This is a genomic window from Phaeobacter sp. B1627, assembly GCF_006265095.1.
Lineage (GTDB): Bacteria > Pseudomonadota > Alphaproteobacteria > Rhodobacterales > Rhodobacteraceae > Epibacterium.
In genome coordinates, this window is the sequence record NZ_VCNK01000021.1 from 1 (window position 1) to 16,656 (window position 16,656).

Annotated in this window: 15 protein-coding genes, 1 tRNA gene and 1 pseudogene; 9 read left to right on the plus strand and 8 right to left on the minus strand. The window is 61.3% G+C overall.

Annotated elements, in window-relative coordinates; genetic code table 11:
- Positions 1-171 precede the first annotated feature (171 nt).
- Both FGE21_RS11845 and FGE21_RS11850 read left to right on the plus strand, forming a co-directional pair.
- A pseudogene (locus tag FGE21_RS11845) lies at positions 172-666 on the plus strand (hypothetical protein); the annotation flags it as partial.
- Complete coding sequence (locus FGE21_RS11850) at positions 663-896, plus strand: hypothetical protein (protein ID WP_139663511.1); 234 nt, start codon at positions 663-665, stop codon at positions 894-896. The pseudogene FGE21_RS11845 and the gene FGE21_RS11850, both read left to right, overlap by 4 nt.
- A 454-nt stretch (positions 897-1,350) precedes the next feature.
- On the opposite strand, the gene FGE21_RS20630 is transcribed toward FGE21_RS11850, so the two are convergent.
- The 4 genes from FGE21_RS20630 to FGE21_RS11875 all read right to left on the minus strand — a co-directional run bounded on the left by FGE21_RS20630 (position 1,351) and on the right by FGE21_RS11875 (position 4,793).
- The gene (locus FGE21_RS20630) at positions 1,351-1,572 is read right to left on the minus strand and encodes a helix-turn-helix domain-containing protein (protein ID WP_139663653.1); all 222 of its coding nucleotides are present in this window, start codon (positions 1,570-1,572) and stop codon (positions 1,351-1,353) included.
- A gap of 44 nt (positions 1,573-1,616) precedes the next feature.
- A complete protein-coding gene (locus FGE21_RS11865) occupies positions 1,617-2,777 on the minus strand; it encodes a DUF6538 domain-containing protein (protein WP_139663512.1) in 1,161 nt (386 codons plus the stop codon).
- A gap of 126 nt (positions 2,778-2,903) precedes the next feature.
- Positions 2,904-2,990: transfer RNA gene (locus FGE21_RS11870), tRNA-Leu, on the minus strand.
- Between the two features lie 171 nt (positions 2,991-3,161).
- Positions 3,162-4,793, minus strand: coding sequence for a caspase family protein (locus FGE21_RS11875; protein ID WP_139663513.1), 1,632 nt, complete (start codon positions 4,791-4,793; stop codon positions 3,162-3,164).
- Between the two features lie 125 nt (positions 4,794-4,918).
- Here FGE21_RS11875 and lipB point away from each other — a divergent pair, with 125 nt between their 5' ends.
- Entirely contained in the window at positions 4,919-5,596 is a 678-nt protein-coding gene (gene lipB, locus FGE21_RS11880; protein WP_139663654.1) for a lipoyl(octanoyl) transferase LipB, read from the plus strand.
- 107 nt (positions 5,597-5,703) lie between these two features.
- Here the strand turns inward: lipB and FGE21_RS11885 are convergent, their stop codons facing one another.
- Complete coding sequence (locus tag FGE21_RS11885; protein ID WP_139663514.1) at positions 5,704-6,120, minus strand: HIT family protein; 417 nt, start codon at positions 6,118-6,120, stop codon at positions 5,704-5,706.
- 275 nt (positions 6,121-6,395) lie between these two features.
- On the opposite strand from FGE21_RS11885, the gene FGE21_RS11890 reads away from it, so the two are divergent.
- Positions 6,396-8,054, plus strand: a complete 1,659-nt coding sequence (locus tag FGE21_RS11890; protein ID WP_139663515.1) for a cytochrome c oxidase subunit 1 — start codon at positions 6,396-6,398, stop codon at positions 8,052-8,054.
- Between the two features lie 140 nt (positions 8,055-8,194).
- Positions 8,195-8,683 carry a DUF2244 domain-containing protein gene (locus FGE21_RS11895; protein WP_139663516.1) on the plus strand — a complete coding sequence of 163 codons (489 nt, stop codon included), beginning with the start codon at positions 8,195-8,197 and terminating at the stop codon, positions 8,681-8,683.
- Positions 8,684-8,816: 133 nt separating this feature from the next.
- Here FGE21_RS11895 and FGE21_RS11900 read toward each other — a convergent pair whose 3' ends face one another.
- Entirely contained in the window at positions 8,817-9,290 is a 474-nt protein-coding gene (locus FGE21_RS11900; RefSeq protein ID WP_139663517.1) for a GatB/YqeY domain-containing protein, read from the minus strand.
- A gap of 223 nt (positions 9,291-9,513) precedes the next feature.
- Between FGE21_RS11900 and carA the strand changes: the two genes are divergently transcribed.
- A complete protein-coding gene (carA, locus tag FGE21_RS11905; protein ID WP_139663518.1) occupies positions 9,514-10,674 on the plus strand; it encodes a glutamine-hydrolyzing carbamoyl-phosphate synthase small subunit in 1,161 nt (386 codons plus the stop codon).
- A 242-nt stretch (positions 10,675-10,916) separates the two neighbouring features.
- Entirely contained in the window at positions 10,917-12,611 is a 1,695-nt protein-coding gene (locus tag FGE21_RS11910; RefSeq protein ID WP_370285660.1) for a glycosyltransferase, read from the plus strand.
- Between the two features lie 34 nt (positions 12,612-12,645).
- Here the strand turns inward: FGE21_RS11910 and FGE21_RS11915 are convergent, their stop codons facing one another.
- The gene (locus tag FGE21_RS11915) at positions 12,646-13,296 is read right to left on the minus strand and encodes a GntR family transcriptional regulator (RefSeq protein ID WP_139663520.1); all 651 of its coding nucleotides are present in this window, start codon (positions 13,294-13,296) and stop codon (positions 12,646-12,648) included.
- A 124-nt stretch (positions 13,297-13,420) separates the two neighbouring features.
- On the opposite strand from FGE21_RS11915, the gene FGE21_RS11920 reads away from it, so the two are divergent.
- Entirely contained in the window at positions 13,421-14,065 is a 645-nt protein-coding gene (locus FGE21_RS11920) for a pyrimidine 5'-nucleotidase (protein ID WP_139663521.1), read from the plus strand.
- 118 nt (positions 14,066-14,183) lie between these two features.
- Positions 14,184-15,380 (plus strand): UbiH/UbiF family hydroxylase, encoded by a 1,197-nt coding sequence (locus FGE21_RS11925; RefSeq protein ID WP_139663522.1) that lies wholly within the window; start codon positions 14,184-14,186, stop codon positions 15,378-15,380.
- Between the two features lie 63 nt (positions 15,381-15,443).
- Here FGE21_RS11925 and FGE21_RS11930 read toward each other — a convergent pair whose 3' ends face one another.
- Entirely contained in the window at positions 15,444-16,568 is a 1,125-nt protein-coding gene (locus FGE21_RS11930) for an aminotransferase class V-fold PLP-dependent enzyme (RefSeq protein WP_139663523.1), read from the minus strand.
- Positions 16,569-16,656: the final 88 nt, after the last annotated feature.

The following is a 16,656-nucleotide window of genomic DNA, read 5'->3' on the forward strand; positions in this document are numbered from 1 at the left end:
CCGCAGTGGTGCATACCCCCCCCATAAATTTGCGTGCGCATAAATCTGATTATCCCCGCCGGTTGCAGTCCCGGAGGCCCGAGACTCTCAAAGCCCCCCCACCCCTTTTGCGCGCCGCTCGATCCGCTGTTTCCTGATGACGTGGCAGGCCTTGCACAGCGACTGCAGCGCTGGGATCTGCTTTTGGTCTCAAACCCGCCTTGCACCCGCCTTTGCAACTCGGGCGTGCGCTGGCTGTCGAAGCCACCAAACGGGCGCACGCTTGCCGAGATGTGGGCGGATCTGGACGCGGGCGCAGATCTGTTCTCCAGCTGCCTGAATGCGCCGGTCCCGCATGTCGCGGTCGAAAACCCGGTGATGCACAAACATGCTCGCGTTCGGATCAGGAACTGGATCAAGCCGCAGATCGTGCAGCCGTGGTGGTTCGGAGATCCGGCATTTAAGGCCACAGGCCTTTACCTGCGTAATCTGCCGACGCTTACAGCTACAAACAAACTCACCCCGCCACGCCCCAAGACAGAGGCGCACAAGCGCTGGTCCGCCATCCACCGCGCAACGCCCGGCCCCGATCGCTGGAAGATTCGCAGCAAAACCTTCGCCGGAATGGCCGAAGCCTGGGCAGATCAGTGGGGCGGATGGGCGCAAAAGCAGGAGACAGCGGCATGACCGCAACACAATTCATTGCCGTAGACGCAGCCGCTCTTGAATCTTTGCAAGCTGAATTGCGGGAGATCAAGCGCATTCTACAAGCGTCTCACGTCACACCGCCCGCAAAGTGGATAACCGTCAAGGCATATGCGGAAAAGGTTGGTCGATCAGAGGCAACGGTGCGCCGTTGGGTAAGGCAAGGCCAATTGGAGCGGAACAGGAAACTTGTCCGCAATCCAGATGTTTAACCCAGGCGCTTGGCCAATTCCTCCGCACTTTCATTGTAATAGACGCGCAGTTGCCTCAGATCGGTATGCCCAACCATCCGCGCCAAGGCCAAGACATCGACCCTCAGCAACTGGAGTAAAGACGTAGCTAGAGCGAGTGAGTGGGTCATAAGGGGCGCGCTATCCCATTATTCTGGTTCAGCGTCGATACGCTGACGGCATCCAATCCGCGCAGGGTTGGTCTCCATGAAATGGTCAGGATTTCACAAGGGCAGGAACGCCCTTTGATCGATGGGTGCGGGGAGAGCGACATCTCCCTGCGAGTTGGTTTCAAGGGGTGGCGATACACCCTTTGATCCATGGTTCGGTGCAGGTGGAGAGAGGCCAAGCGTCACATCATATTGATCAAAATTGCCAAAATAGGCACAGCAGCAATGTTGCGAACAAAAAGGCGACTGGATCGAACCGCATGCGCTTACATCCCCCAACGTTTTAAAGCGGCGTCTGCGGCCTCTGGTTCGTCCCGGATGCGTAGGACCGCTTGGCGGGATAGATTGGTCTCACGAGCGATGGCACTGACTGTATGAGCCTTCTTAACCAACATGGATTGGACCACGTTGAAGGTCTGTCGATCAAAGCTGGGTTTCTTGCCTCTATATTTCCGGGGCGCATCGGCTGACGCCTTGGCGTGGGCGATACCTGCCCGACGTGCTTCCTTCTTGGCCGTGGCGTCAGCTTCCGCTAGCCCTCGGCGGTAACAACGTCATCAACCCGCAGTTGCGAAACCTCTTCAAGCCGCAGCCCGTGAAACGCCCCAAACAGTGGTCCCCAAAAATCTACCGTGTTCGAGTCACGGGTCTTGGTGGTGTGCGCCACGATTTTTTTCACTTCGTCACGGCAAAATACATGCCTGCGCTTCTCACGGTTCGCGCTGAACTTGCCCTTTTTCTCGGTCACAGTGTACTTAGACCACCCAGCATCGTCCGCACGGTCGCCTTCGTTCACCGCATAGGCCATCAGCGATTTTAGCAAAGTCAGATTTTGGTTACGGGTCCGCGCTGACGCGCGGGGGAGGTCTTCCCGGTCCGCGATCTTGACCGCATCCCAGAAAGCCAACGGGCGAATGTCCTTCCGAGACGATACCGGCAATTTCACGAAGTCGCGGGCAAAACTGGTCAGGTGTTTCTTGGTCAGATCGGCAAGGGGCACATCGCCGTGATATTCAATGAAACGGCGTACGGCGTATTCGTACTGCCCTCGGGTCTTGTTCTTGATCTTCAATGTGTGGACATAACCCTTGGCCTCACAGAACTTGTCCAGAAGGCCACGCAGGCCCGTGACGGCGTCAGCCGTTGGTTCGATCACTTCGACGGCGGTCAACGTGCCGCGCAGAGCCTTACCCTTCTTTTCATGTAGCCCGATGCGCGCGGCTTCTTGAGCCTCTTCAAACTCTCGGTCGTCAGGGTCGTACTCTTCACCCATGTCGTCCTTGAGCGCATAATCAGCCCCAAGGCCCGCCCTTTGGAACGCGGCGCGGGTTTCGTGCTCGCGCATGGCCACACCAGCTTCCCAGACACCTCCGGCCTTTTGGATAAGCTGTTTCTGGTCTGCCGGAAGCGCTCTTACATTCCGAGCAAGATCACTTTCGAGCCGAACTTGTTCTTTCGGAGAGAGGTCACCGAAAACCTTGGCACGCTCAGAAACCGAGTCCAGCTTCGCCGCCAAGTCGTCTAGCTCAGTGAGCATCGCGCGCGCCAGTTGCTTCGCCTTGTCAGGGTCTTTCGTGTGCATCGACCCGCGCTTGAATTCGGGCAGGCCGTAGGCCTCAACGAGTCGCTTGGGGACGCGCTTATAGTAGTGCCACGTCTTCCCAATAAGCCTTGCGCCTTCAATTTTCTCCACTGGCCAAACCCCTTTTGTGCAAACTTTGTGCAAAGTCTGTGCAAAAGCCCCCGAACTCCAGACCTTCGAAAAGACCTGATTTTCAAGATTTTCTTGTAATTCAAGGGGATGCCAAAGGCAAGTTCTTGGTGCGGTCGAGAAGACTCGAACTTCCACGGGTGTTACCCCACAGCGACCTCAACGCTGCGCGTCTACCAATTCCGCCACGACCGCACTGTCTATGACTTGGTGAGGGGGCGTATAGACCAGCCCACCAACGATGTGAAGAGGCAAAACGCACAAACTTGATGTTTTCCGACCAAAGGCAATCAGGCAGCCCAACAGGTTTCGATGGAGTGCCCAAGCCATTGGAAGAGCGACATTATTGCCCTGACCCAGGAGGGGCTACTCGAGCGGAGCAGCAGCGACATTGGTGAGACGGAACTCTCCGGACATCTGATCGTAATAGGCCGGAAACTGATCGTGGTTGACCTTGGACGCCAGCGTTTGCACATCCCGGCGCACCTCTTTTGCCAAGGTATGAAGGGTCATATCAGGGCGCTGGAGAAGCGGGATCAGGGCACGGGTAAATACCGAATTCGGATCCTGATCAGCATCGGACAACCGATCCAGCGCCGTTTGGCCTGCACCCGCAGAATAAAGGATAAACGACCCTTCCGGCGGCTCCATCCGTACCAGCCCCCGGGTCCCCCCGACGGATCGCTGCCCGTCCCGTGGAAACGGGTTGTTGCGGCAGGCATCCAGAATCATCACTGTCGACCGTGCCCCCTGGCGCTGAAAGATCTGCAACACGCGATCGGCGGCAATGCTCTCTCCTGTCAGAAAACTCTCATCGCCAAAATTCACGACCGGAACATCCGAAGGCAGCAGGTAGTTTCGGCCATCCACCTCCACTCCGTGGCCCGCGAAATAAAAGATGACCTCCTCACCCGGTTCGATCTGGTTCGCAAAACTCGACACGGCGCTGTTGATCTCGCGCCGGTCAGAATCATAGAGCGTGGTCACCTCGAAGCCGATTCCCATGAGAGTATTACTGACTGCCTGCGCGTCATTTCGGGCTTTGTGCAGGTTGTCGAGATTGTCATAACTGTCGACACCGACAATCAACGCACGACGGCGCACCGTGGGCAGAAGTGCGCTCTGCGGCTGCGCCGGCGCAGGAGCGGCGAAGACACCGGCCTGGCTCTGCGTTGTTGCCGCGGGCTGTTGCAAGGCAACGACCTGCCCCTGTTGTGGAAGCTGCTGAGGAACCATGCCAGCGGTCGCGCCCGCTGCCGCTTGAGGTCGATAGGCCTGCGGCGCCATTTGTGGCGCGGCATAGGCCATCTGTTGCTGGCCCTGCTGAACCACCTGTTGCTGGCCCTGCGGCACATAGGCCTGCGGCTGTCCGGTCTGAGCGTAGACAATGCCTTGCTGAGGGACGAAGCCCTGCTGCGTCGGCACTGCGACCACACCATTCGGGACCCCATATTGGGTCGCACCGCCGAGCGGTTGCTGTCCGGCGTATTGCAACATCTGCTGTTGCTGAACCTGTTGCTGCTGTTGCAATTGCTGTTGCTGCACCGCGAGGCGCTCTTGCATGTAGATCCGCAGCAGGCCACGGGTGCCGTCCGGGTGCCCCATCGCCTGCTGTGTGGCGAGCGGCCCGCTGGCGATGGCGCGCTGGTAGGATGACGTCAGAAAGTCGAATTCGAGGTCATTCAGCGCGCCGGTCGATGGATAGCCGATGTAGGCCTGATACTGCGAGATTGCGGTTTTCGACTTGCGGCCCAACTGGCCATCCACGGTGCCCGCATTAAATCCAAAGTAATTCAGAGAACTCTGGATCTGCCGACCCTGATCGGTCGATGGCAGTCGCGGGCGGGTGCGCTGCTTGTTCTTGTTGACTTCATTCATGAAGACGCCGCCGATTATGCCGCCGACAAGCGCCGCGCCGAGGTCCCCTGCAACTGCGGCTCCGGCCGAGCTGGTGAAAACCGATGCGACCAAAGCCGCCTTGATGAAATTTGATGCCATTGAATTAAACCCCGCACTGCAACTATGTGAATAATTGGGAATCAAGAAATAGTATGATGGACAGCCGTAAAATCGCGAGTCATCCATTCGGAAAAATAGCATAAATCATGACAGAAAGTAGCCCTATGGTGGAATGGATCACCTCAGACGCCCCGGTGCCCTATGCCGAAGCCACCGCTTTCATGGAGGCCCGCGCCGAAGCCATCGCCCGTGGTGATGCCAGCGAATGCATCTGGTTGCTTGAGCATCCGCCGCTTTATACGGCCGGCACGTCGGCGCGGATTGCTGATCTGACAGACCCGGATCGCTTTCCGGTGCATACGACCAAACGCGGCGGGCAATATACCTATCACGGCCCCGGCCAGCGGGTGGTCTATGTGATGCTTGATGTCGCCCGACGCGGCAAGGACGTACGCTGTTTTGTCCGTCAGCTGGAACGCTGGGTGATCCTCGCGCTTGAAGAATTCAACGTCACCGGCCATATCCGCGATGGCCGCGTCGGTGTCTGGGTCGAACGGCCGGACAAGCCGCGCACCGCGGGGGGCGCGCTCTCCGAGGACAAGATCGCCGCGATTGGCATTCGCCTGCGAAAATGGGTGAGCTTTCATGGCATTTCGATCAACGTCGAACCCGACCTGAGCCATTTCGGCGGCATCGTTCCCTGCGGCATCACCGAACACGGGGTGACAAGTCTCGTTGATCTGGGCCTTCCGGTGACCCTGGCCGACGTGGATGTCGCCCTGAAACGCACCTTCGATGTCGCCTTTGCGTCAGAGGCATCGCCGACCTGCACGGCGAAGTAGCCTGTCCTGCGGGGATGCAGGACAGTGAGCCCGTATGTGACGCCTGATGTTGCGCTTGGCATGCCGGGCCCGCAGCGATTGCGCGCAGATCCGGCCTTGAGCGTTCTTTACAGAGCCGCGCGGATTTTATCCGCGTGGGCGGCAATCGCAGCCATATCCCCCATCTGACCCGGCGCACGCAGCGCGACACCATCGTGGCGGGGCAGAATATGGAAGTGTAGATGAAACACCTCCTGCCCCCCGGCGGCTTCATTGAACTGCTGAATGGTGAGACCGTCCGCTGCAAAGGCCGCTTTCGCAGCCACGGACAGCTTTTTCACCGTGCGGATCACCGCCTCAAGCTGAGCCGGCGAGGCGTCCAGCACATTGCGGCACGGGGTCGTGGGGATCACCAGAAGATGCCCGTCCGACCGCGGCATAATGTCCATGAACGCCAGCGTGTCGCTGTCTTCATATACGCGCGTCGCGGGGATTTCTCCGCGCAGGATCTTGGCAAATACATTGTCGGGATCATAGGCCTGCATTGTCGCGGTTCTCCGTTTTTTCGGTTTCCTGCCCGAGCTTTTGCAGGCCCGCCACCCCCGGTCAAGCCACGACCGCCTCCCCCCGTGTCCAGCCCGCCCGAAGCCGCTGCACACGTAAATCTGGCGAAAAACCCAAGTACCCGCGACAATTATTCTTTATCCATATCGAACTCGACCATTGAAGGGTAAGGATTGCCACTCTAAAACCGAACCGAGATCAGGACCGCCGGGAATCCCCCGTGCGGCCACTGAAGAGTATAACAGGAGGCACCCAAATGGCAGACGCAGCCATTCAAGGTCACGGCCACGAAGACGAGCGGAGTTTCTTTACCCGCTGGTTCATGAGCACGAACCACAAGGATATCGGTATCCTTTACCTGATCGTTTCGGCGCTCACGGGCTTCATTTCCGTCGCATTCACCGTCTACATGCGACTGGAGCTGATGGATCCCGGCGTTCAATACATGTGTCAGGAAGGCTTCATGGCCGACCCCTGCACCCCGAACGGCCATCTCTGGAACGTCCTGATCACCGGACACGGTATCCTGATGATGTTCTTCGTCGTCATCCCGGCGCTGTTCGGTGGTTTCGGCAACTACTTCATGCCGCTGCAGATCGGCGCGCCGGACATGGCGTTCCCGCGGATGAACAACCTGTCGTTCTGGATGTATGTTGCAGGCACGGCCCTTGCGGTCTGCTCCGTGTTCTCTCCTGGGGGCAACGGTCAGCTCGGCTCCGGCGTGGGGTGGGTTCTGTACCCGCCACTCTCGGTCAAGGAAGGCGGATACTCGATGGATCTGGCGATCTTTGCCGTCCACGTTTCCGGCGCATCCTCGATCCTCGGCGCCATCAACATGATCACCACCTTCCTGAACATGCGCGCCCCGGGCATGACCCTGTTCAAGGTGCCGCTGTTCAGCTGGTCCATCTTCGTGACATCCTGGCTGATCCTGCTGTCGCTGCCGGTTCTGGCTGGCGCCATCACCATGCTGCTGATGGACCGCAACTTCGGTTTCACCTTCTTTGACCCCGCAGGCGGCGGCGATCCGATCCTCTACCAGCATATCCTGTGGTTCTTCGGGCACCCCGAAGTCTACATCGTGATCCTGCCTGGCTTTGGGATCATCTCCCATGTGATCGCAACCTTTTCACGCAAACCCGTGTTCGGCTACCTGCCGATGGTCTGGGCGATCATCGCCATCGGCGTCCTGGGCTTCGTCGTCTGGGCGCACCACATGTATACCGTCGGCATGTCCCTGAACCAACAGGCCTACTTCATGCTGGCCACCATGGTCATTGCGGTCCCCACAGGGGTCAAGGTCTTCTCATGGATTGCCACCATGTGGGGCGGCTCCATCGAGTTCAAAGCTCCGATGATGTTCGCCTTCGGCTTCCTGTTCCTGTTCACCGTCGGCGGTGTCACAGGTGTGGTGCTGTCGCAGGCTGCCGTCGACCGGGCCTATCACGACACCTACTACGTGGTTGCGCACTTCCACTATGTGATGTCGCTCGGCGCCGTATTTGCCATCTTCTCCGGCGTCTACTTCTACTTCGGGAAAATGACCGGCCGTCAGTACTCCGAGCTGGGCGCCCAGATCCATTTCTGGATGTTCTTCATCGGCGCAAACATCACCTTCTTCCCGCAGCACTTCCTCGGTCGTCAGGGCATGCCGCGCCGCTACATCGACTACCCCGAGGGTTTTGCCTATTGGAACAAGATCTCGTCCTACGGCGCGTTCCTGTCCTTTGCATCCTTCGTGTTCTTCTTCGGTGTGGTGATCTATTCGATGCTGCGCGGCGCGCGTATCACCCAGAACAACTACTGGAACGAATACGCCGATACGCTGGAGTGGACCCTGCCCTCTCCACCACCAGAGCACACCTTTGAAATCCTGCCCAAGCAGGAAGACTGGGACAAAGGCCACGCACACTAAGCACGGCCTGACCACGCTGAAAACGCCCCGGAGCCCTGTCGCTCCGGGGCGTTTTTATGTGTCGCGACGTGGGTTTCGGGCATCTGACTTCGCGCACTGTCCTGCCTCGACATCCCGCAGGCAAAGACTAAACTCCACCCATGCCCTACGATTGGACCCGCCCCCCCAGTGACTGCGACGGCGAACTGCATCTCTGGCCCCATCAGTCGCTCCCGCCCACAGGCTATGTGCGCTTTCTGGCGGCAACCGCCGTGTTGATCACGCTGCCGCTGCTGCCGCTGATCGGAAGCCCGCTGTTCTGGGGGTTGATCCCCTTCCTCACCCTGGCCCTCTTCGGGCTCAAATTCGCGCTGGATCAGAACCGCCGCAACGCTCAGTTGCTGGAAATTCTGAAACTGACGCCCGAAAACGCGGAACTCACCCGCCGCGACGGCCGCGGCCAGGAACTGCATTGGCGCTGCAACCGCCATTGGGCAAAGGTCACCCTGCACGCCGAGACAGGTCCGGTGCCGAATTACGTCACGCTTCGCGGCACCGGGCGGGAGGTCGAAATCGGCGCATTCCTCTCAGAAGACGAACGCAAGGCCCTCTACAAGGATCTGCTGCGCGCCCTCCCCCAGTCCAGCTGATTCGAATCAAAACACCCCGACCTCATGACGAGCCCGGGGTGCATTTCATCTTTTAATAAATACCTGCGCCGCAGGCCGGGCGCTTCTGCGCCCCGATCATACTGCCGGCAAAAGCCGTCCGGTCCCGCAGAGATCAGCAGCCTCCGGCGGCACAAAGCTGATCCTTGACCATCGGTCCGACTTTGCCGAAATCCATTTGGCCGGTGTATTTTGCTTTCAAGGCCCCCATCACCTTGCCCATGTCCCGTATCGACTCGGCACCGGTCTCATCCACGGCGACCTTGACCGCATTGGTGACCTCATCCTCAGACAACTGCTTGGGCAAAAACTCCTCGATTATACCGATTTCCGCCATTTCCCGCTCTGCCAGATCCAGCCGCCCGCCCTCTTCATAGGCCCGCGCGCTTTCCTGACGTTGCTTGGTCATCTTGCTCAGGATGGCCAGGATATCGTCATCTGTGATGCCAGCCTCTTCGCCTTCACCCCGGGCCGCGATTTCGCGATCCTTGATGGCCGCATTGATCAGGCGCAGTGTACAGAGGCGCGCAGTCGCCTTGTCCTTCATTGCCTGCTTGAGGGCCTGATTGACCCGGTCTCGCGTATCCATGTGCTCTCTTCGTTCGTTTGGAACAAGAAGGTGCAGTATTAATCAAATCCAAGCTGGTTTTCAAGCGCCCCTCTCGCCGCCCCCAGCTTCCGGCGCTCGGCTCCCACACAGACGCTCCGGCGGGTGACCGCAACCGTTCCCCCAGCTGGCCCGTTCTGTGCTTGACCCCGGACGGTGCGGCCCCTATTGATGCGCGAATTTTGCCCGCATGGAGATCCGAGTCATGGTCGATACCGTTTCGCCGAAGCCAACCGCCTGCCTGGCCCTCGCGGATGGCACAGTGTTCTACGGACATGGATTTGGAGCGACCGGCCGATGCGTGGCCGAGCTGTGCTTCAACACCGCCATGACCGGCTATCAGGAAATCATGACCGACCCGTCATATGCCGGTCAGATCGTCACGTTCACCTTCCCGCATATCGGCAACACCGGCGTCACCCCCGAGGATGACGAGACCGCAGACCCGGTCGCGGCCGGCATGGTCGTGAAATGGGACCCGACGCTGGCCTCCAACTGGCGGGCCACCGAAGAGTTGCAATCCTGGCTCACCCGCACCGGGCGGATTGCCATCGGTGGCATCGACACCCGGCGTCTGACCCGCGCGATCCGGCAGCAGGGCGCACCGCATGTCGCACTGCAGCACAATCCCGACGGGATCTTTGATGTGGAGGCCCTGGTGGCAGAAGCCCGCGCCTGGCCGGGCCTCGAAGGCATGGACCTGGCAAAGGACGTGACCTGTGCCCAAAGCTATCGCTGGGATGAAATGCGGTGGGCCTGGCCCGACGGCTATACCCGGCAGAACGCGGCCAAGCACAAGGTCGTCGCCATCGACTATGGCGCAAAACGCAACATCCTGCGCTGTCTGGCATCCGCGGGTTGCGACGTCACCGTTCTGCCTGCCTCCGCCTCTGCCGAGGAGGTGCTGGCCCATGCTCCCGACGGGATCTTCCTGTCAAACGGACCCGGTGACCCGGCCGCGACAGGCACCTATGCCGTGCCCATGATCAAGGAAATTCTCGACCAGACCGACCTGCCGGTCTTCGGGATCTGCCTTGGCCACCAGATTCTGGCGCTGGCCCTCGGCGCAAAGACCATCAAAATGAATCACGGCCACCATGGCGCCAACCATCCGGTCAAGGAAAACGGCACCGGTAAGGTGGAGATCACTTCGATGAACCACGGTTTCGCGGTGGATGCGCAATCCCTGCCCGAGGGTGTAGAGGAGACCCATGTCTCGCTCTTTGACGGGTCCAACTGCGGCATCCGCATGGTGGGGCGTCCGGTCTATTCCGTACAGCATCACCCCGAAGCCAGCCCCGGCCCTCAGGACAGCTTTTATCTGTTCGAGCGTTTTGCCGAAGCCATGGCCGCCCGCAAAGCCTGATATCCCTGCCCGGCGCCCCTCGCGCCGGGCGCCTCATGCGTTGCTACCGCGATTGAAGCCGCGCGTGAAACCACGCCGGAATCGACCCAATCACGCTGCTTTAACTTTGCTCTTTTTTCCCGGCCTGATAGCCATGTCGGATGCGCAGAGACCCGGTAGATCTTCACAGACGCAGTCGTGTCCTTTTTCGCCGCCCCGCCCATGCGCCGCCGGGGCGCATTCCGCGCGATTCGGCTGCTGTCGTGGACCTCAATCACGACCACCTGAACAACGTCGCCCGCCTCAAAGCGCTGCGCCCGGCCCCGACACGCATCGCCGCCGCCCACACGCCGGATCCGGAGCTTCTGGCCCTGCGCCCGGCCAGCTTTTGGCTGCGCCATCAAGCCGTGCCACTGGACAAACTGGGCCGGACGGTCCTGCTGCTGATGGCCGATCCCTCCAAGGCGCCATCGCTGCTGCGGGATCTGTCAGGACGCTTTGACGATGCCATCCCGGTTCCCACGCCCGCAGCCGCGATCGAGCGCAGCCTGACACAACATTTCAGCGCCCCCCTGACGCAGGCCGCCGCACAGAGCGTGCCAACCGCGCTGAGCTGCCGCAGCTTTGACGCGCAGCGCGCGCGGGCCCCTGCGATATGTGCGGCAGCGCTCATTTTTCTCTGCACAGTGCTCGCACCGGGTCTGACCCTTTCTGTATTTGCGGCGCTGGCGCTGCTCTCGCTCCTGCTGTTCACCGGCCTGCGTATGACCGGGCTGACGGCGTCCCTGCGCGCCGGACCCGTCAGTCCGCCCCGGGACAGCCTGCACCACGATACGCCGCTGATTTCGGTGATGGTGCCCCTCTACCGGGAGGCGGAAATCGGGCGCCACCTGCTGCGCCGCCTCTGTCGACTGACCTACCCCCGCGACCGGATGGAAGTCCTGCTGGTGCTCGAAGCGGATGACGATGTGACCCGGGCCGCGGTCAAATGCGCCGATCTTCCGGAGTGGTTCCGCGTTGTCGAAGTCCCCAGAGATGGCCCCCTGACCACAAAGCCCCGCGCCATGAACTATGCGCTGAACTTCTGCCATGGCGATATCATCGGGATTTGGGATGCCGAGGATGCGCCGGAGGCCAATCAGCTTGATATTGTCGCCAGCACCTTTGAGGCGGCCCCGCCGGAGGTTGCCTGCCTGCAGGGGATCCTCGATTTTTATAATCCCTCCCGCAACTGGATTTCCCGCTGCTTCACGCTGGAGTACGCAGGCTGGTTCCGGGTCGTGCTGCAGGGGATAGCGGGCCTGCGGCTGGTGGTGCCCCTCGGCGGCACCACAGTGTTCATCCGTCGCAGCGCTCTGGAATATCTGGGCGCCTGGGACGCCCACAACGTCACCGAAGATGCGGATCTGGGGGTCCGCCTGGCGCGGGCAGGCTATCGCACCGAGATGCTGCCGACAGCCACCTACGAAGAAGCCAACAGCCACGTCCTGCCCTGGATCAAGCAACGCTCGCGCTGGCTCAAGGGGTTCATGATGACCTATCTGGTTCACATGCGCGCGCCACGGCGCTTGCTCAGGGACCTCGGGTGGCGCCGGTTTCTCGGGTTTCAGGCGTTTTTCGTGGGCACTCTCGGTCAGTTCCTGCTCGCCCCCGTTCTGTGGAGCTTCTGGCTCATCACGCTGGGATTGCCGCATCCAAGCAGTACGGTGCTCCCGCAGGCGTTCCTGGTTGCAGCGGCCGCAAGCCTTGTTGTCTTTGAAATCCTCAACATCTGCATCTGGATCTGCGGCGCCCGCGCCTCGGGCAGGCCGCTGCTCGCACTCTGGGCGCCGCTGATGCCGCTGTATTTCCTGATGGGCTGCCTCGCCGCCTACAAAGCCCTGTGGGAGGTCTTTGCCGCGCCCTTCTTCTGGGACAAGACCTCACACGGCGACCACGGCGGCACCTCGCATGGCTGAGGGCCCTTGCAATCAGATCATCTATGCGGGCAGATCACGTGCTGCGGGCACCCGCATCCTGCTTCAGACGCGTGGTGAAGGCGACCGAGATATGATCCTTCAGCGCCTGGCCTGCCGCCTCCTCATCGCGCCGGGCAATGGCTGACACGATGGCCTTGTGCTCGGCCTGTGCAATGCGCCCCCGCCCCTCTGCCGCCAGCGAGGTGGTCGCCATCAGCGCCATCGAGCGATGCACAAGGTCGAGTTGCTGCACCAGATAGCGATTGTGGGAGGCCAGGTGAATTTGCTGATGGAACCGGCGGTTTGCCTTTGCCAACTCGACCGGCTGATCCACCAGCGCGTCATCCGCCGCGACCATATCGCGCAGGACCTGTATTTCCTCTTTGGTCGCGTGCCGGGCCGCCAGCGCCGCCGCCAGCCCCTCCAGCTCGCGCCGCACCATATAGAGCTCGGCCATCTGATTGTGATCCAGCGAGGCCACGATCAACGACCGGCCATCGCGTTCCAGCAGGCTCTGGGTTTCCAGGCGCTGAAGCGCTTCGCGAATGGGGGTGCGGGACACCCCGAACCGCTCTGCCAGATCGCTTTCGACCAGACGGTCCCCCGGCCGGAAGACGCCGACGTCGATGGCATCCAGGATCAGCCCGTAGGCATCTGTTTGTGTGCTGCTCTTCATCTGGCGCATCGGTGCAGTGCTCTCCCTTGCCTCGCATCTGTCTACGCCCTGCCCCGGCCCCGATCAAGCCTGGCGCCACCGCAGCCGCTTTCGACCATTGCAAATTCCCCCGCCGCCGCCTAGGTCTCGCAGCATGGTCAAACAGTCATTCTCTCATGTCGAACACTGGGTGTTCGATCTCGACAACACGCTCTACCCCCCGGCGGCGCGCCTCTTCGATCAGATCGAAGAGAAGATGATCACCTATATGGTGCAGTCCCTGGGACTGGACCGCGGTGCCGCCGACCAGCTGCGCGGCGATTACTGGCGCAACCACGGAACCACGCTGGCGGGACTGATGGCCGATCACGACATAGATCCCGATCCATTCCTGGTTGCCGTTCACGACATCTCCCTGACGCATCTTGAGCCGGATCAGGCCCTGGCCGCCCACATCGGAGCGCTTCCGGGGCGCAAGATTGTCTATACCAATGGCTCCGCCCCCTATGCGGAGCGGGTTCTGGCGGCTCGTGGGCTCTCGGGTCTGTTCGACGGGATTTTCGGGGTGGAACACGCAGGCTATCGCCCGAAACCGGAACGCGGCGCCTTTGAACGTGTCTTTGCGCAGGCCGAAGTGGACACCGCGCGGGCCGCAATGTTCGAAGATGACCCGCGCAATCTGAACGCGCCGCATGAGATGGGTATGCGCACGGTGCATGTGGCGCCCGAGCCCGTTGCCGGGGACCACATCCATCACCATACCGTGGATCTGACGGGCTTCCTCGGTCAGTTGCGGTAGCCCGCCGCCGCGACGATTGGCGGCAGGTCCCTGCCCCTGTCATCCCCATGGCACCGCTTGTCATACCCCCATCCCCCGCCCTATGTCTCAGATACAAACAGCAGATGAGGCCCGGGCGATGAACGAAACCTGTGACATCCTGATTTCGGGCGGCGGCATCGCCGGGCTGACGGCGGCCGCGACATTTGCGGCGAGTGGGTTTTCGGTCATCTGCGTCGATCCTGCCGCCCCCGTCACCACCCGCGACGACACCGGCGCCGACCTGCGCAGCACGGCTTTTCTGCAGCCTGCAAAATCGCTTCTGGAGGATGCGGGCCTCTGGACCCGGCTTGCGCCTCATGCGGCACCGCTACAGATCATGCGGATCATCGATGCGGGCGGAGAGCTCCCGGAGCCGCGCGTCGTGCGGGAATTCAACGCGACCGAGATCTCGGAGCTGCCGTTCGGCTGGAACCTGCCGAACTGGCTCCTGCGGCGCGAAATGCTGGCGCGGATCGACGCATTGGCCAATGCAGATTTCCGGCCCGGCGTTGGCACCACCTCGCTGTTCACCCGCACCGGCGAGGCCAGGGTGACGCTCAGCGACGGCGCCCGGGTGCGGTGCAAACTGGTGCTGGCCTGCGACGGGCGCAATTCACCGATGCGGCAGGCGGCCGGGATCAACGTCCGCACCACAGGCTACGGGCAAAAGGCGCTGGCCTTCTCCGTCACGCATGATCACCCGCACGAAAACGTATCGACTGAGATTCACCGCTCCGGGGGGCCATTCACCCTTGTGCCCCTGCCCGATCATGACGGCCGGCCCTCTTCCGCGATTGTCTGGATGGAAACCGGCGCCAATACAGATCGGCTGGCCGCATTGGACGAGGCTGCATTTGAAACGGAGATGAACATCCGCTCCTGCGGCGTTCTCGGCGGGCTGCGGTTGGCCTCCCGTCGCAGTCTCTGGCCGATCATCAGTCAGCGCGCCGACCGGCTGACCGGAGAGCGCATTGCCCTGATGGCGGAAGCCGCGCATGTGGTGCCCCCGATCGGGGCGCAGGGGCTGAACATGTCGCTGGCGGATCTGCGGACGCTTCTGGATCTGGCGCTGGACAGCCCGGACAGCCTGGGCGATCAGTCGATGCTCGACGCCTATGACAAAGCACGCCACAATGACATCAAGCTGCGCGTCAGTGGTATTGATCTGCTCAACCGGGCCTCGATGATCGAGGCGCGCCCCCTGCGCGACCTGCGGGCCACGGGCCTGAATGCGCTCTATTCCCTGCCGCAGGTGCGGCGGATGTTGATGCAGATGGGCCTTGGCGTGCGCTGAGGCCAAATAGGCTTGCCGCGACAGACAAGCCCGCAGGTCCACCGAGCGACAGGCCCGTCCGCGTCAGAGCACCTGATCGACGACAGTCTTCAGTCGCGACAGGGTCGCATCCACATCATAGAGCTTGTCCAGCCCGAACAGACCGAGGCGGAAGGTCATGAAGCCTGCAGGCTCATCCACCGCAAGGGGCACCCCGGCCGCGATCTGCATGCCATGGGCCGCGAAGGCCTTGCCGTTCTGGATCTCGGGAACCGTCGTGTAGCTGACCACGACGCCGGGGGCGCCAAACCCTTCGGCGGCAACCGAGGTCACGCCCTTTTTCGCCAGCATGTCGCGCACGCCATTGCCGAGTTTCCATTGCGCCTCCCGCAGCCGGTTGAGGCCATAGTCGCGCGTCTCGACCATGGTGTCGCGGAACGCGCGCAATGCATCCGTCGGCATGGTCGCGTGATATGCATGGCCGCCGTCCTCATAGGCCAGCATGATCGCGCGCCATTTCTTCAGATCAATGGCAAAACTGTCCGAAGTCGTTTCCTCCAGCCGCGCCAGCGCGCGGGGTGAAAACATCACCAACCCGGCCGAAGGGGCCGCGCTCCAGCCCTTTTGCGGCGCCGAGATCAGAAGATCGACACCGGTGGCCTTCATGTCCACCCAGGCACAGCCTGACGCGATGCAATCCAGAACCATCAAGGCGCCGACCTCATGCGCGGCCTCTGCCATCGCGGCCACATAGTCATCCGGCAGGATGACCCCGGCCGATGTTTCCACATGCGGCGCAAAAACGATGCCGGGCTTTTGCTCGCGGATTGCGGCAACCACCTCTGCGATCGGCGCAGGCGCAAACGGTGATGTGCTGGCGTTGCCGGTCTGGCGTGCCTTCATCACCGTGGCAGAGCGGGTGAACTCGCCCGCCTCAAAGATCTGGCTCCACCGGTAGGAAAACCACCCATTGCGGACCACCAGCACATCCTGGCCCCGCGCGAACTGGCGCGCGACGGCCTCCATCGCGAAGGTCCCGCCCCCCGGCACGATCGCGACCGCGTCGGCCTGGTAGACCTCTTTGAGGATCGCATTGATGTCGGTCATCACCTGCTGGAAGGCTTTGGACATATGGTTCAGCGACCGGTCGGTGAAAACCACCGAAAATTCGTCCAATCCCTCGGGGTCGACTGTATCCAACAGGGCCATGGTTCTCTCCTCGCTGTGTTCGCTATCGGGCCGGGGCGCAGCGCCCCGAAACTATGTCAGTCATGGCAGAGGCCGCAGCCCGGCTCAA

What these genes read in the sequence shown, in the direction of transcription:
- FGE21_RS11850 (WP_139663511.1), top strand. Translation starts at nt 663, where the DNA reads ATGACCGCAACACAATTCATTGCCGTAGACGCAGCCGCTCTTGAATCT.
- FGE21_RS11875 (WP_139663513.1), bottom strand. Translation starts at nt 4,793, where the DNA reads ATGGCATCAAATTTCATCAAGGCGGCTTTGGTCGCATCGGTTTTCACC.
- lipB (WP_139663654.1), top strand. Translation starts at nt 4,919, where the DNA reads ATGGTGGAATGGATCACCTCAGACGCCCCGGTGCCCTATGCCGAAGCC.
- FGE21_RS11885 (WP_139663514.1), bottom strand. Translation starts at nt 6,120, where the DNA reads ATGCAGGCCTATGATCCCGACAATGTATTTGCCAAGATCCTGCGCGGA.
- FGE21_RS11890 (WP_139663515.1), top strand. Translation starts at nt 6,396, where the DNA reads ATGGCAGACGCAGCCATTCAAGGTCACGGCCACGAAGACGAGCGGAGT.
- FGE21_RS11895 (WP_139663516.1), top strand. Translation starts at nt 8,195, where the DNA reads ATGCCCTACGATTGGACCCGCCCCCCCAGTGACTGCGACGGCGAACTG.
- FGE21_RS11900 (WP_139663517.1), bottom strand. Translation starts at nt 9,290, where the DNA reads ATGGATACGCGAGACCGGGTCAATCAGGCCCTCAAGCAGGCAATGAAG.
- carA (WP_139663518.1), top strand. Translation starts at nt 9,514, where the DNA reads ATGGTCGATACCGTTTCGCCGAAGCCAACCGCCTGCCTGGCCCTCGCG.
- FGE21_RS11915 (WP_139663520.1), bottom strand. Translation starts at nt 13,296, where the DNA reads ATGCGCCAGATGAAGAGCAGCACACAAACAGATGCCTACGGGCTGATC.
- FGE21_RS11920 (WP_139663521.1), top strand. Translation starts at nt 13,421, where the DNA reads ATGGTCAAACAGTCATTCTCTCATGTCGAACACTGGGTGTTCGATCTC.
- FGE21_RS11925 (WP_139663522.1), top strand. Translation starts at nt 14,184, where the DNA reads ATGAACGAAACCTGTGACATCCTGATTTCGGGCGGCGGCATCGCCGGG.
- FGE21_RS11930 (WP_139663523.1), bottom strand. Translation starts at nt 16,568, where the DNA reads ATGGCCCTGTTGGATACAGTCGACCCCGAGGGATTGGACGAATTTTCG.